Consider the following 19,714-nt stretch of genomic DNA (forward strand, 5'->3'; position numbering starts at 1 on the left):
CTGCGTACAAGACAGTCTGTTAGGAAAGAGGCTATCAAGGTTGCAAGGGCGCTATTTTTTATTGTTTTTATAAAATTTCGCGAAACATTAAACCAGCAGCCCAGTTGCGGCAATGCACCTTATCTCAACTTGTTGTAAGTGATTTGCCACTTAAGGCAATGAAAAATAAGACATTAAAATTCATAAGGACAAATAATGGGAACGCTCCCAATACGGATAATAATAACAATATAGATTACTGTTTCTGTTTAATTATCTTTAGGTCAGGTTAGGCAGAGATTGTTAGTTACAAAAGAACCAATAGTGTCTTTTTGGACAAAAGAGGATGTAGATAGTACAAAACGCCAAATAATAATACGCCAATACCATTCAACACGGATATTATTAAGGCACTGTTTTATAACAACTTAATATTTAAATTACTCATTAATTACGATGATAAACAGTCAATATCTCACAAAATTAAGAGAAGTAAGCCATTGACCAACTATATTTATCCTCAATCGATACATTTGAACTATGATTTACTGATAAAAGCGCCTATTTTCCTAGGTATTTCCAAGGCAACGATGAACGAGTGGACTGTGGCTTTATTCACCCCCCTTATCGTCTCATTGTTAAGATGCTGTGAACTTTCCACTGGATGGACCATTGGCAGGAAGATATTCGCCTATAATCCCTGACAGTTTCGGTTACTACGTAAAAATTATGTTTCTAACACCTTATTTTTCAAACAATAATCACCAATTCCAATTTACTCGTGAGCAAGCAAGTCACTTTGCCAAGCGCGTAGCTGGTGATTACAACCCTATTCATGATGAAGACAACAAACGCTTTTGTGTTCCAGGAGACCTGCTTTTTGCAGTGTTACTGAGCAAAGAAGGTGTGAGCCAAAAAATGCGTTTCGATTTCTCAGGAATGGTAAGCGATGGCGTTGCACTTCACATTGAAAATAAGTGTGAAAAAGAAAGTGCGGTCGTCAATGAAGCAGGCAAAGAGTACCTACACATGTCTCGCGAAGGTGAAACCAACCGCGATGCTGCATTTATTGAACATGTAGTAACAAACTACGTTCAGTTCTCTGGCATGAACTTCCCACACATTATGGTTCCTCTTATGGAAGAGAAACAAATGATGATCAACTGCCAGCGCCCTCTTGTTATCTACGAAAGCATGGAAGTGGAATTTAACCGTCTCGATCTGACTCATCCGGAAGTCGATTTTACCGGCGCGACTTTTGATGTCGAAGGTAAACGCGGTGTGGTAACACTAAACTTTGCATTCAAACAAGACGGCGAAGTGGTAGGCAAAGGGATCAAGCGAATGGTGGCAAGTGGCCTTAAGCCATACGACCAAGATGCGGTAGACGATTTGGTTCAACGCTTCAACGAGCGTAAGGACGCCTTTCTAGCAAAGTTCGCTAAGGCAGCTTAGTTCTTAACAGACAAAGTTTCTGCCGACCAATTTCAAAGTCAAATTCATAAGAAAGCCCAGCGACTTCGCTGGGCTTTCTTTTTATCTGTGGTTTGTTTTACTATCATCAAATCCAGCGACGTACTTGATTCTTATAATCTAAATAGTCTTCACCAAACAATCGCTCTAATGCTCGCTCCTCTGGCTTAATTTGAAAGCGATTCATGTAAGCAACAAACAATACGCCGCATAAGATAACACTGAGGTGTTGCCACCATAGCCCAATCGCAATGATGACAAGCAATAGCGCTACGTACATTGGATTACGTGTGTAAGCGAACACACCAGTATCCACCACCAACGAAGCAGTTTCTGGTTTTACTGGGTTAACGGTCGTCTTAGCTTTTCGAAACTCGTAAACACCAGCAATACCAACAACCCCCGCGATCAAAATTAGCCCAGCGGTAACAAACTCAACAAACGGTACAGTAATTTTCATTTCTGGCATGGCTTCTTTCAACCAGTACATCAGGAGCACCATCAACAAAAACAAAGCGACAGGTGGCACTTTAAGCTCAAGCTTTTTCAATTTTCATATCCTTATGAAAGCGTCTGCGTGTCAAAAATGAACGCGAGTTATAAGTGATAAAAAGCCCAGTAAAACTGGGCTTACGAAGCTATTTATACCAAGGTTAGCAAAGCTTGAACCGGATGCTTAGGTTTTACCCCTTCAAAGCGTTTGACTTGGCTTCGGCATGAGTAGCCAGTGATGAGACATCTTTCATTGTCTAACTTATCTAGATTTGGCTTCCAACTCAGGTCAAAGATATCCCGCGACATGGTTAGCTTATCCACTTCATGGCCAAATGTACCCGCCATACCACAACACCCGACAGGTACTGTATTTAATACCGCCCCAAAGTGAGCGAAAATAGCCCCCCACTCCTTCTCAGCATTTGGCATTTTGGTTTTCTCGGTACAATGCGCGAACAAGTACCAAGGTGCTTGCTCTTTCGACTCTAATGTCTGGAACTCGCCTAATCTTGGGTGGAGCCATTCATGGGCGGTCAACACATCAAAATCACCACGTTTACTGCCCAATACCTCGGCATATTCGTCTCGATAACAAAGTACCAACGCAGGATCGACACCAACCATAGGGATATCCAAATCCGCAACCATCTCTAAGAACTTCGCAGTATCTTGTGCGGTGCTCTTGAATTGGCGTAAGAAGCCCTTAATGTGCTGTGCTTTGCCATTTGGTTTAAACGGTAACAACACTGGATTCATACCGAGCTTTCTGACGAGCTTGACGAAATCTTCCACTACTTCGGCATCGTAATAGCTGGTAAAAGGGTCTTGTACAATCAGTACATACTTTTGCTTATCTTCAGAAGGTAAACCACTCAACGCTTGCAGATCGTAAGCCGTAGTTAACGTCTCTACTCGCTCTTTCAAGGCCGGTACAGACAGCAGCGGTGCATCAACATATCCGACTGTCGACGCAGTCAAACTTTGCACCCAAGATTGCTTAAGCACACCATTTACTACACTCGGCGCTTTGGCCATCAATGGCAGCATGGATTCAATGTTCGATACCAAATAGTCTTTAACTGGACGTTGGTAACGTGAGTGATAAATATTAAGGAAGCGAGAACGGAAGCTCGGTACGTCAACTTTAATTGGACATTGGCTAGCACACGCTTTACACGCTAAACAGCCGTTCATGGCTTCATACACTTCATGAGAGAAGTCATACTCGTGGCGACGATTAATCGAATGGCGGACTCGGTCAATCATGGTTTTGATGGACGTTTTGTTTTCCAGAGTTTGTTTTTCTAGATCGAGAATATCGATGCCTTGCTCTGTTAGTTGGCGTAGCCATTCACGAACTAAACCCGCACGCCCTTTTGGCGAATGACGACGGTCTGCAGTGACTTTCATTGAAGGACACATAGGCGAGCTGGTGTCGTAGTTAAAACACAAGCCGTTACCGTTACACTCCATCGCTTGCTTGAAGCTATCACGTACCTGAACATCAATCTGACGATCGAAGTAACCACGTTTGGTATCGGTGACTTTGACAAGCTCTGCATCGCTATTTAGCGGCGTACAGATTTTGCCTGGGTTCATTTTGTTATGAGGGTCAAAAGCGGTTTTAACACGGCGCAATTCAGTAAAGAGTTCTTCACCAAAGAACTCAGGGCCATACTCAGAGCGGAAACCTTTACCGTGCTCGCCCCACATTAAACCACCGAATTTTGCCACCAACTTAACGACTTCATCTGAGATTTCATGCATCAACGTTTCTTGATGAGGGTCGCACAAATCCAATGCTGGGCGAACGTGAAGTACGCCTGCATCGACATGACCAAACATGCCGTAGTTAAGTGATTTTGCGTCGAGTAACTCGCGGAACTCAACGATAAAGTCCGCCAAGTTTTCCGGTGGCACACAGGTGTCCTCGGCAAACGCAACGGGTTTAGCACGCCCTTTCGCAGCGCCCAATAGACCCACGGCTTTTTTACGCATGTTGTAGATACGGCCAATACTCGCCACATCACTGCATACTTGGTAGCCAATGATGCCCGCTTCTTCCGTTTCTAGCATGCTATCGAGCTTAGCAGTCAAATATGCGACTTGAGACGCAACTTCTTCTTCGTCTTGCCCTGCGTATTCCACCATATTGATACCAAGCATCTCTTTGTTTGGCACGTCGGTAATCAGGTCACTGACGGTATGCCAAACAATATCTTGTTTCGCAAGGTTTAGAACTTTTGAGTCTACGGTTTCTACCGACAACGCATTCGCTTCCACCATAAACGGGGCATTACGCAATGCAGAATCAAAACTGTTGTATTTAACGTTAACCAAAGTACGAGCTTTGGGAATATGGGTTAGGTTGAGCTTAGCTTCTGTAATAAACGCTAATGAGCCTTCCGCACCACATAGAACTCGTGTGATATCGAAGCTATCAGTCTCTTCATCAAACGCATTTTTAAGGTCATAACCGGTTAAAAAGCGGTTTAACGGAGGGAACTTGTCGTTGATTTGCTGGCGTTTGTCACGACACACAGATTCCGTTACACGCATTGCCGTGTCAGCAAATTCGCCTTCAGTCGGCAAACCATGAGAAAGGTCAGACTCTAAAATTGAACCATCGGCAAAAACGGCTTGAAGAGAAAGAACGTGATCAGACGTTTTACCGTATTTTAGCGAGCCTTGACCGGAAGCATCGGTATTGATCATACCACCAATCGTTGCCCGATTACTGGTCGATAAATCTGGGGAGAAGAAATAACCATAAGGACGAACGGCATCGTTCAATTGGTCTTTGACGACACCCGTTTGAACACGAACCCATCCCTCTTGCTCGTTCACTTCTAAGACTTTGTTCATGTGGCGAGACAAATCAACCACAATGCCTTTGGTTAACGACTGACCGTTAGTGCCAGTGCCACCACCACGAGGAGAGAACGTAATACGCTCATATTCCTCTTTGTTGCTCAATTTACCGATGAGCGAGACATCTTGGGTGGTTTTGGGGAGAACAACGGCCTGAGGGAGTTGCTGATAGACACTATTATCAGTGGCTACTGCGAGACGACTAGAGTACTGGCTTTCAATATCGCCAGTAAACCCGGAGTGCTCGAGTTCTTTGAGAAAACTCAGAACGAGAGGATCGACATCCGTTTGCGAGTGTAATCTTGGTAACATTTGCTTCCTGCCCCTACTGCGCTGATCCAATCAGCTGCGGGTTATCTAATTTTTAGTCATCCACGCATTTTCGACCCGCAGCCATAAAACTGAGACCGAGACGAGGATGAAGTTGTTTTCTTTGAATTACGTCACTTTACAACATTTAAAAAGGCGTTCAAATCAGAATCTCTATACAAGATTTAAACTTATGCTTTATTTTTTAAGGCTTGATGCCTTACATTGAAGGGGAAATAGCCTTTCAATATGAGCTTTCAGGATGAAAAAAAATAAAGTTGTAACCACTGAAGATATCCTTCTAAAACTTTGCCAGTCGGTTTCTGGCGTTCTTACTTCGGCAACCTCTTCTCAAGTTAACTACTCTGCAATGGTGCAAAAGATCAATAAAACCAGCCTCAAGCCGGATTTTGGTTGTTTTGTACTGTTTGATGGTGGCTTCACGGGCCTTGTAGTGATTAACTTTACCGCAAAAGCGGCACTTGAGATCTACACCAACTACATGCGCAATATGGGCATGCCAGAAGAGGAACTGGCGATCTCACACACATCAGATGAAGTCGGTGATGTACTCGGTGAACTGATGAATCAGCTAGTGGGTGATTTCACGAACAAGATTCGTAAAGAGCTACAAACCAACATTACGCAGAACCAACCAAAAATGCTGTCGCTCAATAAGCAAGTGATTCTGCAAGTTGATACCAATCTCGATCGACCTCAAGCACGCCGCGTGACCTTCTCAACAGCGAATAACAACATCTTCTACCTTGAGCTTGCGATGGACAAAACTGAATTTATCCAACTCGAAGAGTTTGAAGTGGCAGAAGATGAAAGCCCAGATGATATTTTAGAAGCCACTCGAAAAAGTATGGAAGACAAGAAAGCATCGGAAGCAGCCAGTTCCAAAAGCGATGCCGATGACCTACTCGACCAACTCGGTTTGTAATTCTACTTCGCACCAAAGCCCCTATCATTAAAGGGGCTTTGTTTTTCTCGCTGCCTTTCTCCCACTCCCGTTATTCCGTTTTTGACTGAAAAAAGGTAATATATCCGACTTCCTAAATTTCCGTTCTCGTTATTGGTCGTCGATGGATAAACAAAAAGCTCTGAAAAAAATCGCCAAGTGCTTAGAACTGGGCAACTCCGCCAACGTAAATGAGGCTGCAAATGCTATCAAGATGGCGCACCGCCTTATGCTTAAGTATGGCTTGGATAAAGATGATATTGAGTTTATCAAAATGGGTAAAACTCAATCTTCGCATCTGCTGCCAGCAAACATCAGTTCAACGCTGTTGCGCGTGATTCGTGGCATCAATACCAAATTTGGTGTTGAAGCCGTCTTGTTGAATCACAAAGGGCTTAAACGCGTCGAATTTATCGGAGAGGCAGACCGCGCTATTTTCGCGGCCTTTGCGTTCGATATTATCTACCGTGAAATGAACGAGAGCACCGGACAATTCCGCAATAGTTTTGCCGGTTCTGGTACCTCTTCAATGGAAGTAACGCGCCGCGTAAACTCATTTGTTTCTGGCTGGGTTGAAGGTGCGTTGGAAAAACTGCCTGTTATCTCTCCAGATGAAGAGTCAGCCAATAAAATCAATAATTACATTGATAAAGAATTTAAAAACATCGATCGCGAGACGTTCAAGCAACAGCTCAGAGAAGCGATGAAGAACCTCACTGCAGATTACGAAGTTGGGTTAAAAAAAGGTCGTAAGGTTTCCGTCAACCGTGGCGTTGGCGGTGAACAAGCGAGAAAGATGTTAGACAACCCGTCTAAATAATTGCACAAACGGTTATAACATCAGCAACTATAAGAAAAAGCTTACAAAGCTTCTATCAATCTGACGTTCGCATAACAAATATCAATACCTACTCATTCATAATTCGCATCCCATTATGAGGCGCAATTGCGCCTCAGCTTATACGGAGATTTTCCCTTGAAAAAGATGTCTATTGCACTTGCGCTAGTGCTAGCTCTTACTGGCTGTCAAGCAACTCAACGCCAAAACGCAACCACAGGTGAATACGAGACTAACTCGACCACACAAGGTGCATTGATCGGTGCTATCGCTGGTGCGGCTATCGGTTTGGCAACAGGTGATGACGCAAAAGAACGTCGTAAACACGCTCTAATTGGTGCGGCTGCTGGCGGTGCTACTGGCGCAGGTGTTGGCTACTACTTCGATCAACAAGAAGCAGAGCTACGTCGCGCACTATTGAATTCAGGTGTACAAGTAGAACGTGTTGGTGAAAACCAGCTGCTACTTCGCATGGAAAACGGTATTGGTTTCTCTTCAAGTTCTTACCAACTGGACGCAAGCATCCACAACACACTACGTGGCGTTGCACGTATCCTCGTTGAATACCCAGATACAAGCCTTGTGATCGACGGTTACACGGACAGCACTGGTAGTGACTCTTACAACCAAACACTGTCTGAGCGTCGTGCAGAATCGGTACGTCAGTTCCTAGTATCACAAAACGTAGCACCAGGTCGTGCAATTGCACGTGGCTACGGCGAGCGAAACCCAATTTGCTCTAACCAAACTTCTGAAGGTCGTGCTTGCAACCGCCGTGTTGAAATCCAGATCTTGCCACTGAAGTAATTTGGTTGCACCATATCGGTAATAATAACGGTTACCGGAGCAGGTCTAGCGAGGATCGCTAGACCTGACACATCCCATGTCATTTAGAACCACTGCCCTTTCCTTTACTTTAAGTGCCTTCGTAACAGGTACTGCCTTTGCTTCTCAAAGCCCGACGCAACCTGAAGACCAATTCGATTTAGCACAACAACTGGCACTAACACCTAATACAGACTCTCCTTCCGATGCCCGTTATTGGTTAGAACAGTCGGCTCATCAAGGCTATCTTCCTGCACAAAAGCAATTAGCGGAAGATTATGCTCGCGGCCTCACTGGTAACATTGATGACTCTCAAGCAATCTACTGGTTTACTTCGGTTGCGTTAAATGACCCTACTGACAGTGGTTTTCTACTAGCCGACTTTATCCAGCATCATCAAACCGAGGTCACTAACGCTGACTTAGTTGATGCGTGGTATCAACTTTCTGCTCTTAAAAACCCACAAGCAGAAGAAGCTTACAACCAGTTTTTAGAACAACGCTTTAATCAAATGCGAGCGAAGCAAGTTTCCGAGATCGTCGAGTTAGATAAAAAAGCAACGGTTGAGGAGAAACAAAAACAAACGAAAGGCCATGGTGAGCATAAAGCAGAACCCTCTCAGGCATGGTTTGCTTCAGGCGCTCTAGGGCTTGCGATTTTAGTAGGCGGAGGCCTATTTGGTTATCGTCGACACCACCGTCAAACACAAATAAACGCAGCGAATGACGCTTCCAAGTCACTGCAGTTAGAAACACAAGTAAAAGAGTTGCAGTTTACGAATAAGCAACTCAAACGACAGTTAGAAAAAGTATTTAAAGAGTTTAAGAAAGTAAAAAACCAATCAGACGGACAGAAATTGGTGGTTGCGTGTGCAATGTTTGGTTATACGCCACAAACCATTCCTGACAGTAAAGCAGTGAAATTGCGCTACAGACAATTATCAAAACTCTATCACCCTGATTCTAGAGGCTCAGAAGAAGAGATGAAGCGTTTAAATCAGGCGTTTAAAACCATTTCACAAAATGTTACAAAAGAGTAAAAATAAGCCACGTACCTTTATCTTGCGAGCCTTTCAACCTCATAAATCAAGGCTCGCAATCGATCTCCCTCTCAAACAAATTAACAGACATTTAACCTGACTATATTTTGTATGCCATAATGTTGGGCGAAAAATAACACCTAGCGACTCAAAATTTATGTAGGTGGGGAGAAAATCAATGTTCACTGAAGAAGGCACCTGTGACTGGTGTAAAAAACCTAGCTTTGTAACTCGTCATGATTATGTCGACGGCAAGTACCATAGCTCATGCAAATCCTGCTACGACATCGCAAAAATCGATGTTCGCCTGTTTAACCAAGGCGAAATGCAAATGCGCGAACGCATGGCACAACGAGCAAGCTAACAAGAGCAAATCAACGGAACTGATTTTCAAGAGCGCCTTTTTGTAAGGCGCTTTTTTGATCCCACTTCAATACTTGTTTCATCGCGGTTTTCTAGAAGGAATTCATATTCCCTATCCCTCTGGTGCTTCTCAGTCTATTAATTAACCAATTAAAAACGATGTCACTTATTTCATAGTGAACACGATTGTTTTCCTAGTTACCGGGTCAAACCCTCGATTTATCTGGAGTATAGTTTTGTCGCTCAAACAAAAAAACAGGTGACCATATGTACACAGATGAAGCTGAAGCGTTCATTGCTAGCCAGCCTCCTGAAGCCGTTGCAACTGGTGAGTTGATGGTTTTGAAAAATACAATTAAAAGAAAAGTCTCTGGCCCTAACAGAAGTCGATTATTGCGATTAGCAAACTCCGACCTTGGCAGTTTATGCTCCCGCGCCAATTCAGGTAACATCGAGCACATTCGCAGCATGTTCCAAACTATGGTGCAACTCGTTAGAGCGGGTAACCTTGGTCAATTTGAAACAGAAATCGCACGTGCAAAAACCGAATTCTAACCATTATTAAACATCGATCCTTGTATTTTCAGGCTGCGTATTCGCAGCCTGCTTTTTATCATTTCCTGTAAAAGCAAAGCGCTTTCTTGAACGTTCTGCCTCTGCCTTTCTTGTTTTCTCTTCCTTTCTTCTCCCTCAAAAGCACTAACACTACTGTGTGCCATCACGAAAAAGCACTGTATAAACCGGTTAAAACCACTGTATAGCTAGGCCGAAATTACTGTATATACAGTAGTAACCACCTGTATATACAGCTCCGCAATGCAGGTGACCTCACATTTCACCATGTTTATCAAACATATCAAAAACTAAACTTTATATTTTAATTTCAACAACTTAGACAAAAAACAAATCTTAAGTAAGGGAAAGTTTTTCAACTCCATTCATAAAAATCGGTTGATCAGGCATCAAAAACAAACTACTGTATACACATACAGCATGTATAAAGGAACAGTAATATGCAGTTACAAACTCAATCTCATACATACTCTCGCTACAACGTATTGGCACAAGCAACACAACCTATGGATGTGTCGGACCAACTTCTTTCTAAGTTGGCAGTATTGTCTCAACAACAGCAATGGATTCTGTTTACCGCCGAGTGCCCTCGTCCTGATTTTGAGCAACTTGCTGCTTCCCACATTCGCTGTCAAAACATCATTCAGATGAAGCCGTCTCAACAGCTCTCTGAAGTGGAGATCGTGATTAAAGCTATTCAGTCTGGTAACGCTAGCGCTGTCGTCGCATCGAACAAGATTGCGTTAATGAATCAATCAATGCTTCGCGATATTGCTCAACGTTATCAGTGTGAAGTCTTTTTCGTCGAAGGCAGAGTGAACAAGTACCACTAACAAGATCGACGTTATCCATCCTGCATCTCGCCTCCTTTTAAGGCTGTCTCTTATACACAAATCCCCAAGCTTGTAGCTTGGGGATTTTTTTTGAACTCTTTCACGTGTGTGTGATCTGATCACTTAGTAATCCTTACTGAAACACTAAGATGACACATTCAGACGCTAAGCTTTGGGCACAAGAACAATTTGGACAAGCACAACTTAAAGACCCTCGAAGAACACAACGCCTTATCAGTTTAGCGACTTCCATTGCTAATCAACCAGGAGTTTCCGTGGCTAAACTTCCTTTTTCTCCCGCTGATATGGAAGGTGCATATCGCTTTATCCGCAATGAAAACATTGATGCAAAAGACATCGCTGAAGCAGGTTTTCAATCAACTGTATCTCGAGCTAACGAGCATGAGGAGTTACTCGCGATTGAAGATACAACAACGCTTAGTTTCCCGCATCGAAGTATAAAAGAGGAGCTCGGGCACACGAATCAAGGTGACAGAACCCGAGCGCTCCACGTACATTCAACTCTACTTTTCGCTCCACAAAGTCAGACCATTGTTGGGCTTATAGAGCAACAACGATGGAGCCGAGATATTACTAAGCGTGGGCAAAAGCACCAACACGCGACTCGTCCTTATAAGGAGAAAGAGAGTTACAAATGGGAGCAAGCTTCTCGCCGTGTCGTTGAACGCCTAGGGGATAAAATGTTAGATGTTATCTCGGTCTGTGACCGAGAAGCAGACCTATTCGAATACTTGACTTATAAACGTCAACATCAGCAGCGCTTTGTCGTTCGCTCAATGCAAAGTCGCTGCCTAGAAGCTCATCATCAAAAGCTTTACGACTATGCGCAAGCGTTACCAAGCGTCGAGACAAAAGAGCTTACCATCCCCCAAAAAGGAGGGAGAAAAGCGAGAGATGTAAAGCTTGATGTTAAATATGGTCAGGTGACATTAAAGGCTCCGGCAAACAAAAAAGAGCACGCAGGCATACCTGTTTATTATGTTGGTTGCCTTGAGCAAGGGACATCAAAAGACAAGTTAGCATGGCACCTCTTGACGTCGGAGCCAGTAAACAACGTTGAAGACGCTATGAGAATTATCGGTTATTACGAGCGCCGATGGCTGATTGAAGATTTCCATAAAGTCTGGAAAAGTGAAGGGACAGATGTGGAGTCACTCAGGCTACAAAGTAAAGATAACTTAGAGAGATTAAGTGTCATCTATGCCTTTGTTGCTACGCGTTTATTGGCGTTACGCTTCATTAAAGAAGTTGATGAGCTAACGAAAGAAAGTTGTGAAAAGGTATTGGGTAAAAAAGCTTGGAAGCTACTGTGGTTGAAACTAGAAAGTAAGACGTTACCTAAAGAAGTGCCCGATATGAGCTGGGCGTACAAAAATCTCGCTAAATTAGGCGGTTGGAAAGATACCAAGAGGACGGGTAGAGCTTCAATAAAGGTGCTTTGGGAAGGATGGTTTAAACTACAAACCATCCTTGAAGGCTACGAACTCGCAATGTCTCTTGATCACTAGACTTGTGATCAAGAGACAGCGCGTTTGCGAGGCTTTTTTTATTCGCAGCTCAACGCCAACGCGACAATAGCGGCCTATGAGAAAAATGAGAGGTTAGCTCGTTCAAAAGGCCCATTAAAGGGCCTTTTACTTTCAGTGCATTATTCAATAGTAATTGCTTTTACAGGTGCATACTTATATTTCGAATCACCGACATTATAATGAACGGTAATCGTCGTTTTGGCATGCTTTACGGATAACAGCGTTGATAGAAGAGTATTAAAAGCAATGTCACTTTTTGTTATACGAAAGAACCTAGCATCACTTGGCATATGATCCAACGTGAACAATATTTCACCTCGATGACCATTTGGCCAGTTTTCACCATAAAGGTTTATTTTACTTACTTTACCAGTCTGAGAGCCTGCATAGACATTGAATGACATTAAGCCGATAAACAGCAGTGTGAATAGTTTTTTCATTTATTTCCCAAAATAGTACGTTAGAGATAAGGAGCCTAAGAGCCTAGAAACACCGACCGATTTTTGTTCTGGGCTCTACTGTTTAGTCAAGTGATGGAGTGAACAACTTTGGACACATCCTTCAACATCCCCCTATTACCAACGACTACTAAGGTTTCATCTCGACCATTGTCAGCAGGGAAATAACGCAAAACCGATGTTGTACTTAACTTTAACAAATCCCTAGCAACAGCATCATAGTTAAACGCCAAAACTGACTTTTCTCCTTTGGCAACCCATCCTTCAACTAGTCCATTAAAACTCTCCAGATCGAGCTTAGTTAGTAGGATAAAGCTAAAAGCCCAGTTTAAAACAGCTTCCCCCTCCGATTCATAATCAAATTTTTCTAAATTTACTAACGATACAAGCCTAGTACTACCCAGAGCGACCTCAACTTCACCACTATAGCCCTCTAGATTTCGAAGCTCTTTGTTAGACCACAATGCTCCCTTTTTTAACCTAAGTTTACTAGCTGGACCAATATCATGGCTAGCTACTACCAAATACACATTTCCATCAAAACAATGGGAAATTTTCTCTATGTATTTCAAAGCAGTTATTTCTGGACATTGATCCACATCGTACTCTTGCTCCGAACGCAACTTGATTTTTTCAAGAAATAGCGAATCAGACAGATCCACGTTAAAAAAGAAGGCTTTCTCATTTTTATGCAAAAAAGTACTCACAATTTTATTAATCCCCGTAGTAATGGTGCTGCTTAAGCTTCGGCGAACCTTTAATTCCTGCATTGTAGTGATTCCTCTGATCACCTTTACCGCCGTCGTCATATTTAGCAGGTTTGTCTTGTCTAATTGAAATTTTCTCACCTTTATTATTAGTATATTCCAACTGTTTTACATTTCGGTCATCTAAGCCTGCCTCCTTCCCTTCAGGGGTATTTGGTTTAATCGTTTTATCAGGTTGGGCACTTCTTGGAATATCGTTTACCTCCTTGGCTTTGCGGAGAGCTTCACGTGATGTATCAGAACTCGTATCTAAACCATTTTTTGGACGACCTCCTTTCCCTTTTCCAACAACCCCACCAACAGCGGCCATAACCTTCGCCGTTCGCATTGAAGCCCGGACGTCTTTTGCATTCATGTTTAGGCTGTTTGCCGCGGAGTTTCTATCTTCCTCTGGAGCTTCGTGATAAGCCATGCCAGCGACACCATAGCCTGGCGCAATAGCATCTCTCACTTTTTTTAGTTTATTAACAGTACTACCAAACACATCGTTAGTTTTGGTTTTCTCGCCTTCAGGATCTCTGCTTTCTGAATCCCCCCCCCTATTACCTTTAGGTTTACCGCCGTCTGAATTTGGGTTTCCATCATCCCCTTTAGTCTCTGAGTCATCTGATGCAACACCGGAATCTACCCCGCTAAACCCTGTTGGGTCTGTGTACTTGAGCGGGTTATTCATCACATATGCATAGCGGTTGAAGCTATTTACTACGTATGGCGACTGAACAAGTGGATCCGCGCTCGTAAAGCGCCCTAACTCTTGGTCGTACACACGTCCGTTCATGTGTATTAATCCAACTTCTGTGATTTCCTCATGCCCGGTGTAACCTCGGTTGGTAATAGCTGACTGTACAACACTCGCGGCGCTTTTATCTTGCCACTCAACGTGGCGCTGTTTACCCCAAGTATCATAGCTGCGTTTTTCTACAACTAAGCCGTAACCGTCAGTCAGCATGTCAACAGAATCCAGCGCATCATGGTGCAAGTAGCGCACTTGCTTATTCTTGAGCTGGTTTTTACTATCGAGCGTCTGAGTGTTTAAGGCAATTAACTTACCCTCAGCGAAAATAAAGTGCTTGTGTTGTATTTCCCCTGTTTTAAGGTCTTTCTCTCGTTCATAAGTTTTGCCAAAGTAGAAGGTAACTTTACCATCTGAGCTTCGCTTTAAGTAACGGTCGTGGTTCGCATCATAAGAAAACTCTACCGACTTACCCTCACGTACGATTTTGATTGGCTTATTGAACGGCGACCAACGCATCGTTCGCTCATTGGATTTGCTGCCTTTCGCTTTCGCGCTGGTCATGTTACCCACAGCATCGTAGTTGTAGTCTAAACCATTTGCATTGGTAACAGCATGCGGACCCGCCCCCACTCCAGAGTATTGATAAACACCCACGTCTGATTTGTGGCGAATATTACCCAGCTTGTCATATTCGAAGCTGCGTTTACCTGTCAGATCCGGGTTGTTAAGACCATGGCGAGCCTTATCAACCAGAACCATGGTGTTGGTTTCGACTCTATCTAACGCATCATACGTCCAAATGTCAGTGATGCCGAGCTGATCATCAAAGCGCTGAGTGACGTTGTTGTGCTCATCGTATTGATAACGCAAGTAACGAATGTGCTGATTTCGAGATGGCTTGCTTATTTTATCTGAGCTGTAGACATGATTACCCTGATAAGTTGCTATCGCATTCATTCGTCCAGTATCTGCATCGTAATCATACGTGTTCATCAACCCATTACCCAGCATTTCACTGAGTGTATGATCAAAAGCATCGGTGGATTGACGCTGCCAATAGTAAACGTAGGCGTTATTTTTATTTGCCGCAGCCAATTCCGCGTTGGTTAAAATCGTATCCAACATATCGGCTTGGCTCACACCACCATTGCTCCTGCACTCTTTACGAAGACTCGCATCCACTCGGTTACCAGCTAGGTCATTAGCAAACTCACAATATAAGCCACTCAGTTTCGCGACTTTCTCCGACACCCCAATCATGTCAGCCGCCAGTGCTTTGTATTGCTTGTACTGGCGGTTAGCAATATTGGCGGCTTGTTCAAGATCTTCCGCTGCGAATAATAATTCACCGCGCAGTTCATCGTCAGCCTTCGCCGAATAAATATCGCCTTGATACATTATGTCTGGCTGACCATCCTCATCGTAATCACCAGATAAAAGCATGTCCTTCATCTGTGTAAGGCTAAGACCAGCTAATTCCTGCTCAGAAATGGCCGTTGCTGTCAGATCATGCGCTTGCAGCCCTGGTGTAAGGATATCCCATAAATCGCTGCCATCTTTTTCGCTGGTAATTCGATAAGCCTGACCTTCGAGCGTGACATCCAGAGGGATAGTGATGTCATCGTGCAGCATTACCCAAGTTGCAGGACGCAAATAGCACGTGTTCTGGCCATCACACCACTGTTTATAACGGTAATTATCTTTTAGTAATGCTGCAGACGCGCTATCAAGGTTGTAAACGTCAACCCGTTTTCTTTCGTACTCTAACTGCTTAGTGCGGAAGAATTGCTCCTGCCTTGCGTATCGACTCGCGCGTTGTAGATAAGTATTAGCTTGGTTGATCGCCCCACTAAGAAGTTGACGGATATCTTCACGGAACTTGGCGCTGGTAAAGATATCATCAGCGTAAGTTCTTGGGCTTCTTACTGCGCCCAAATAGCCAAATTGGTTGTAAAGATACTCCACCGCTAAGCGTTGGTGGCCTTTTTTACCAAGAGCAGACTTTAACGTTTGACCATCAGGACGAACTTCTCGTCCTAGACGCTCAAGTTTATCGTACTCATATTGTGTCGAGAAGATTTCTTGCCCGACTGTGACTGCTTTTTCTTGCAATAGCCCGTTGGAATTATAGAAATAATCTGTCCTTTGTCCCTTGCCACTCATCCACGATAGTGTGCCTAAGGCGCCACGTTCATCGTATCGCCATTGTGATGCCTCACTACCATCATTTTGTGCGACTTTACGTCCCAGCGTATCGTAACCCATAGTGGTGACGATTCCATTCGCATCTCGCTTATAAACAAGCTGCCCTAGTGCGTTGTAGCGATAGTACCAATGGCCGATATCCGGATCATCTAGCTCTGTTCGATAGCCTAGGTTGTCGTATTTTACTTGAGTAATGTTCCCGTCAGAATCTACCGTACGTCTTAGCTTACCATCAGGGTAATATTGATACGTTTGATAAGCACCAAGTGGCTCGTCTTTACGGATCACCTGCCCCATAACATTGTGGGTGGTGCTACGTTTAAAGCCACGAGCATCCGTGCCTTCTATTTTGTAGCCATCGTAACGAGTGGTAAATATCGCTAATCCACCGCGATTTGCTGGTTCTATTCGGCGGACTTCTCGGTTGTAAAGGTCGTAGTCAAACGTTACTCGTGGCGCATTACCGGCTTGGTTTAAAAACTTTGCCGCCGTCACAAAACGCTTACGACCGTTCTGATCCCATTCAGAATCGACCACTACCCAGCGACCATCAAAAGCTCGATGAAGGCGACGGACCTCTCTGTCGGCATAATCAAACTGTGTTTGCTGTTCTGAGCCATCGGCTTTTCTGACCGTAACACAGTGTGCGGTGGTCGCAAGTGCGTTCATACAAACGGCACCTAACTGGTAGTCCGTGAAAACGGTATTACCAGTACCCGGTAATGTCGCCACTCTTACACGCCCAAACATATCGTATTGGTAACGTGTTTTGCGCCCTTTTAACGGACTGGTTTCAGACAGCAGACGACCTTGAGCATCGTACTCCCACGTAGTGGTGTGCCCTTTAGCGTTGGTAGTGGTTTTAAGTTTGAGACCATTTTGCTCATAACCATAGGTTGTGGTGCGGCGTGCAAGATCACTGCCGTACTGGCTTTCTTGGCGAATGTTACCCCAAGCGTCATATTGATAAGCGGTCGTTAGCGTGCGACCTGAGCCAGAGCTAGGTTCATATTCTGAGCCACTGGTTCTAACACTACTTACCAAGCCGTTCTGCGTGTAAGCGTAATCTTGTAGAGTAAGTTTGCTTAAGCCATGCTGTTGGGCTGTCACCTTACTTGTTGTGCGCTGTACTGCTCCAACTTGCCAATATTCATTACCCGACTGCGTCACACGCTGTGATAAGTTAGCCGTTGTTGTACTCAATTCAGGGTGTGAATCACCAATAATGTTGCCAAAGGTAAAGTCACCGCAAGGTTTGGTGGTCTGGCGCTCGAACTCAGCACGACTGATTTGAGTTAGCTCTCCACTTCGCTGTGTGATTCCACTGTAAGAATTGGATTGACTCTTAGTTACACGGTAACGGTAATATTCGTTATGACGCGTCACTAAAATGGGGGTATCCACCTCGCCATGTATGAGGACAAATTTATCGTTTGGCTTAAAGTAAACGTCATCGTTACTGGTTGAACAATACCCTGTCAGCCCATCCTGATAACGTGCAAACTTCGCCGACATATCCGACACCTGATGACGCGATATCGTATTGTACGTAACAGATGTCGTCGTATACCCGTTAGAAACATAGGTGTTGTCAACGGTGGTGGTAAAGGCATCACGCGTATCTTTTGCGTTAACTAGAACACTTTCTTCTTTCGTTAATGCGCCAAACGCATTCAATTCACGAGTAATTGTTTCCGTTTTCTGTAATGCCCCATTTTCATAGCTTTTCTTAACAACTTTGTTTGGGTAAACCTGAAAAGCACGATGGGTTCTGTCCACCGATTTGTAGCTGAAATCCGTGGCACTCACTTTATCAGATTCTCGATAAACAAACGGTTTTGCACCTTTACCTTGTTTGTAAACGGTGACCTTTTTCAGCTCTCCTGCTCTCTTCAAATCTAACTGATGGTATTCGCTTACCGTTGTTGTGGTAACAAAGTCATATTTATTGGCAACAAGAAATGAGCCGTTGTTAGACTCTACCTCCGTAATTTTTGCAAACCCTAAAAAGCCACCGCCTAGCGCATGCGACTTTGCCCCCTCATAATGGTAGGAGTATCTGGTTGCTATATATCCTTTGGGTTCCTTGATCACGTTTGAAACCAGCTGCTTGCTTGGTGTTGTATTCAAGTAAGGGTAATCAAAGTATCGCTTTTGAGTATGTACAGATTTATCCAACGCTGGTTTGTATTCGATTTTATATGTGCGGGCTTGCTCTGTAATGATATTTATCCGGTCTATCTCAAGACCAGTAGAAATATGAGTCTTAGACTTTTCTTTAGGAGCCTTACCCACACTGCTAACGAAATCGTCAATACCGTCACCATTAATATCTTCGACCAAGTAAATATCCTTAATCTCAGGGGTATCGATCGGCTTAGTTAGGTCAAAATCACCGCCATGATTGATATAAAACTTCCCATCAACATAAAGCTCTGGATATCCATCGCCATTGTAGTCAATAAATTCAACCTTATGTTCTCTACCAGGTAAGCTGTAAGTTGAGCCTTGCTTTTCATACCCAACACCATTGAATGTAAAAACATCAATTTTTTTCGCTTTATTGTTAACAACGGCGAAATCCTTGTAACCATCATTGTTGAAATCGTTAAAGGTAAGGTACGCTAAGTTGTTACAAAATTTCTGGAGAGATGGTAGATTTCTAACACACAACTCTTTATCTTGAACAGGAATAGAAAACGTTTTATGCCCCTTGTGTGAAAGAGAGTAAACAAGCTGCTTACCGTAAACATACACCCAATCATCTATCCCATCATTATCAATATCTAGCACATGCATTGGCACATGCTTCATCTTATTTCTGACGTATATTCTCTCGCGTAAAGTTTGCTTACCATCACCATTAAAGTCACCAGAAATGTATTTAAGGCCTATTTTATTACCTACATTTGGCACGTTTGGAACTTCAACCAAAACGCCATCTAGATTTGGCATATAGCTTTGTGCCGATAAGATATCGTCATCCACACGATATTCATACTTAGAATATCGCCCATTGGGGCCACAGTCGCCGACACGCATAAACTTATTTGGACGAGGTAACAACTGAGGTGAATCGATACTACCAACTAGGGTATAACCTTCTAACCCTGGTTTACTACTAACACCGTCTAGCGACAACATGCTACCCAAAGTAGAACTATCAAAATAATTTTTATATGAACATGAAAACAATGTGGTCGATTTTTCTTTTACCCCGAAAGGTTCCTTGTAACCATCTCGATTTACATCAAAATAACTGGCTTTGGCAAAATCCAATGGCTTTGTTACTCGTGGGATCTTATATTTAATATCCGGTATAGAAAGATTGCCCGCATTAACTATCGGAGACGTACCAAAAGTAGTTCGCGTTGCTCCAGGTTCATTCCATGAGAATGATATCGGGGTACTGCTTCCACTTGAAGCGTTGCCATAC

General features: G+C 43.5%; 14 protein-coding genes. 9 read left to right on the top strand and 5 right to left on the bottom strand.

Annotated elements, in window-relative coordinates:
* The first annotated feature begins 708 nt into the window (after positions 1-708).
* The gene (locus tag C1S74_RS03800) at positions 709-1,434 is read left to right on the top strand and encodes a DUF3581 domain-containing protein (protein ID WP_038868665.1); all 726 of its coding nucleotides are present in this window, start codon (positions 709-711) and stop codon (positions 1,432-1,434) included.
* A gap of 106 nt (positions 1,435-1,540) precedes the next feature.
* On the opposite strand, the gene C1S74_RS03805 is transcribed toward C1S74_RS03800, so the two are convergent.
* Both C1S74_RS03805 and ydiJ read right to left on the bottom strand, forming a co-directional pair.
* Positions 1,541-2,002 (bottom strand): methyltransferase family protein, encoded by a 462-nt coding sequence (locus tag C1S74_RS03805; RefSeq protein ID WP_045402635.1) that lies wholly within the window; start codon positions 2,000-2,002, stop codon positions 1,541-1,543.
* A 92-nt stretch (positions 2,003-2,094) separates the two neighbouring features.
* A complete protein-coding gene (ydiJ, locus tag C1S74_RS03810) occupies positions 2,095-5,130 on the bottom strand; it encodes a D-2-hydroxyglutarate dehydrogenase YdiJ (protein ID WP_045402637.1) in 3,036 nt (1,011 codons plus the stop codon).
* Positions 5,131-5,389: 259 nt separating this feature from the next.
* Between ydiJ and C1S74_RS03815 the strand changes: the two genes are divergently transcribed.
* The 8 genes from C1S74_RS03815 (at position 5,390) to C1S74_RS03850 (ending at position 12,091) form a co-directional block, all read left to right on the top strand.
* A complete protein-coding gene (locus C1S74_RS03815; protein ID WP_038868668.1) occupies positions 5,390-6,073 on the top strand; it encodes a DUF3334 family protein in 684 nt (227 codons plus the stop codon).
* 142 nt (positions 6,074-6,215) lie between these two features.
* Entirely contained in the window at positions 6,216-6,911 is a 696-nt protein-coding gene (locus C1S74_RS03820) for a DUF2786 domain-containing protein (protein ID WP_038868669.1), read from the top strand.
* A gap of 156 nt (positions 6,912-7,067) precedes the next feature.
* Positions 7,068-7,736 (top strand): YiaD family glycine zipper/OmpA-like lipoprotein, encoded by a 669-nt coding sequence (locus C1S74_RS03825; RefSeq protein WP_038868670.1) that lies wholly within the window; start codon positions 7,068-7,070, stop codon positions 7,734-7,736.
* A gap of 76 nt (positions 7,737-7,812) precedes the next feature.
* Entirely contained in the window at positions 7,813-8,793 is a 981-nt protein-coding gene (locus tag C1S74_RS03830; protein WP_045402640.1) for a J domain-containing protein, read from the top strand.
* A gap of 178 nt (positions 8,794-8,971) precedes the next feature.
* Positions 8,972-9,157: a hypothetical protein gene (locus tag C1S74_RS03835; RefSeq protein WP_045402643.1), complete on the top strand. Its 186-nt coding sequence runs from the start codon at positions 8,972-8,974 to the stop codon at positions 9,155-9,157.
* Positions 9,158-9,423: 266 nt separating this feature from the next.
* Positions 9,424-9,711: a hypothetical protein gene (locus tag C1S74_RS03840; protein ID WP_045402652.1), complete on the top strand. Its 288-nt coding sequence runs from the start codon at positions 9,424-9,426 to the stop codon at positions 9,709-9,711.
* Positions 9,712-10,169: 458 nt separating this feature from the next.
* Entirely contained in the window at positions 10,170-10,562 is a 393-nt protein-coding gene (locus tag C1S74_RS03845) for a SulA-like leucine-rich domain-containing protein (RefSeq protein WP_038874664.1), read from the top strand.
* Positions 10,563-10,711: 149 nt separating this feature from the next.
* Positions 10,712-12,091: an IS4 family transposase gene (locus C1S74_RS03850; RefSeq protein WP_103415229.1), complete on the top strand. Its 1,380-nt coding sequence runs from the start codon at positions 10,712-10,714 to the stop codon at positions 12,089-12,091.
* Positions 12,092-12,231: 140 nt separating this feature from the next.
* Here C1S74_RS03850 and C1S74_RS03855 read toward each other — a convergent pair whose 3' ends face one another.
* From C1S74_RS03855 to C1S74_RS03865, 3 genes are all read right to left on the bottom strand, one after another.
* The gene (locus tag C1S74_RS03855; RefSeq protein WP_045402154.1) at positions 12,232-12,552 is read right to left on the bottom strand and encodes a hypothetical protein; all 321 of its coding nucleotides are present in this window, start codon (positions 12,550-12,552) and stop codon (positions 12,232-12,234) included.
* Positions 12,553-12,638: 86 nt separating this feature from the next.
* Positions 12,639-13,340: a hypothetical protein gene (locus C1S74_RS03860; RefSeq protein WP_045402157.1), complete on the bottom strand. Its 702-nt coding sequence runs from the start codon at positions 13,338-13,340 to the stop codon at positions 12,639-12,641.
* On the bottom strand, positions 13,285-19,422 hold the full coding sequence (locus C1S74_RS03865; RefSeq protein ID WP_208624116.1) for an RHS repeat-associated core domain-containing protein: 6,138 nt from the start codon (positions 19,420-19,422) through the stop codon (positions 13,285-13,287). Before C1S74_RS03865 ends, C1S74_RS03860 begins: the two co-directional genes overlap by 56 nt.
* Positions 19,423-19,714: the final 292 nt, after the last annotated feature.

It is taken from the genome of Vibrio hyugaensis (genome assembly GCF_002906655.1).
GTDB classification, from domain to species: domain Bacteria; phylum Pseudomonadota; class Gammaproteobacteria; order Enterobacterales; family Vibrionaceae; genus Vibrio; species Vibrio hyugaensis.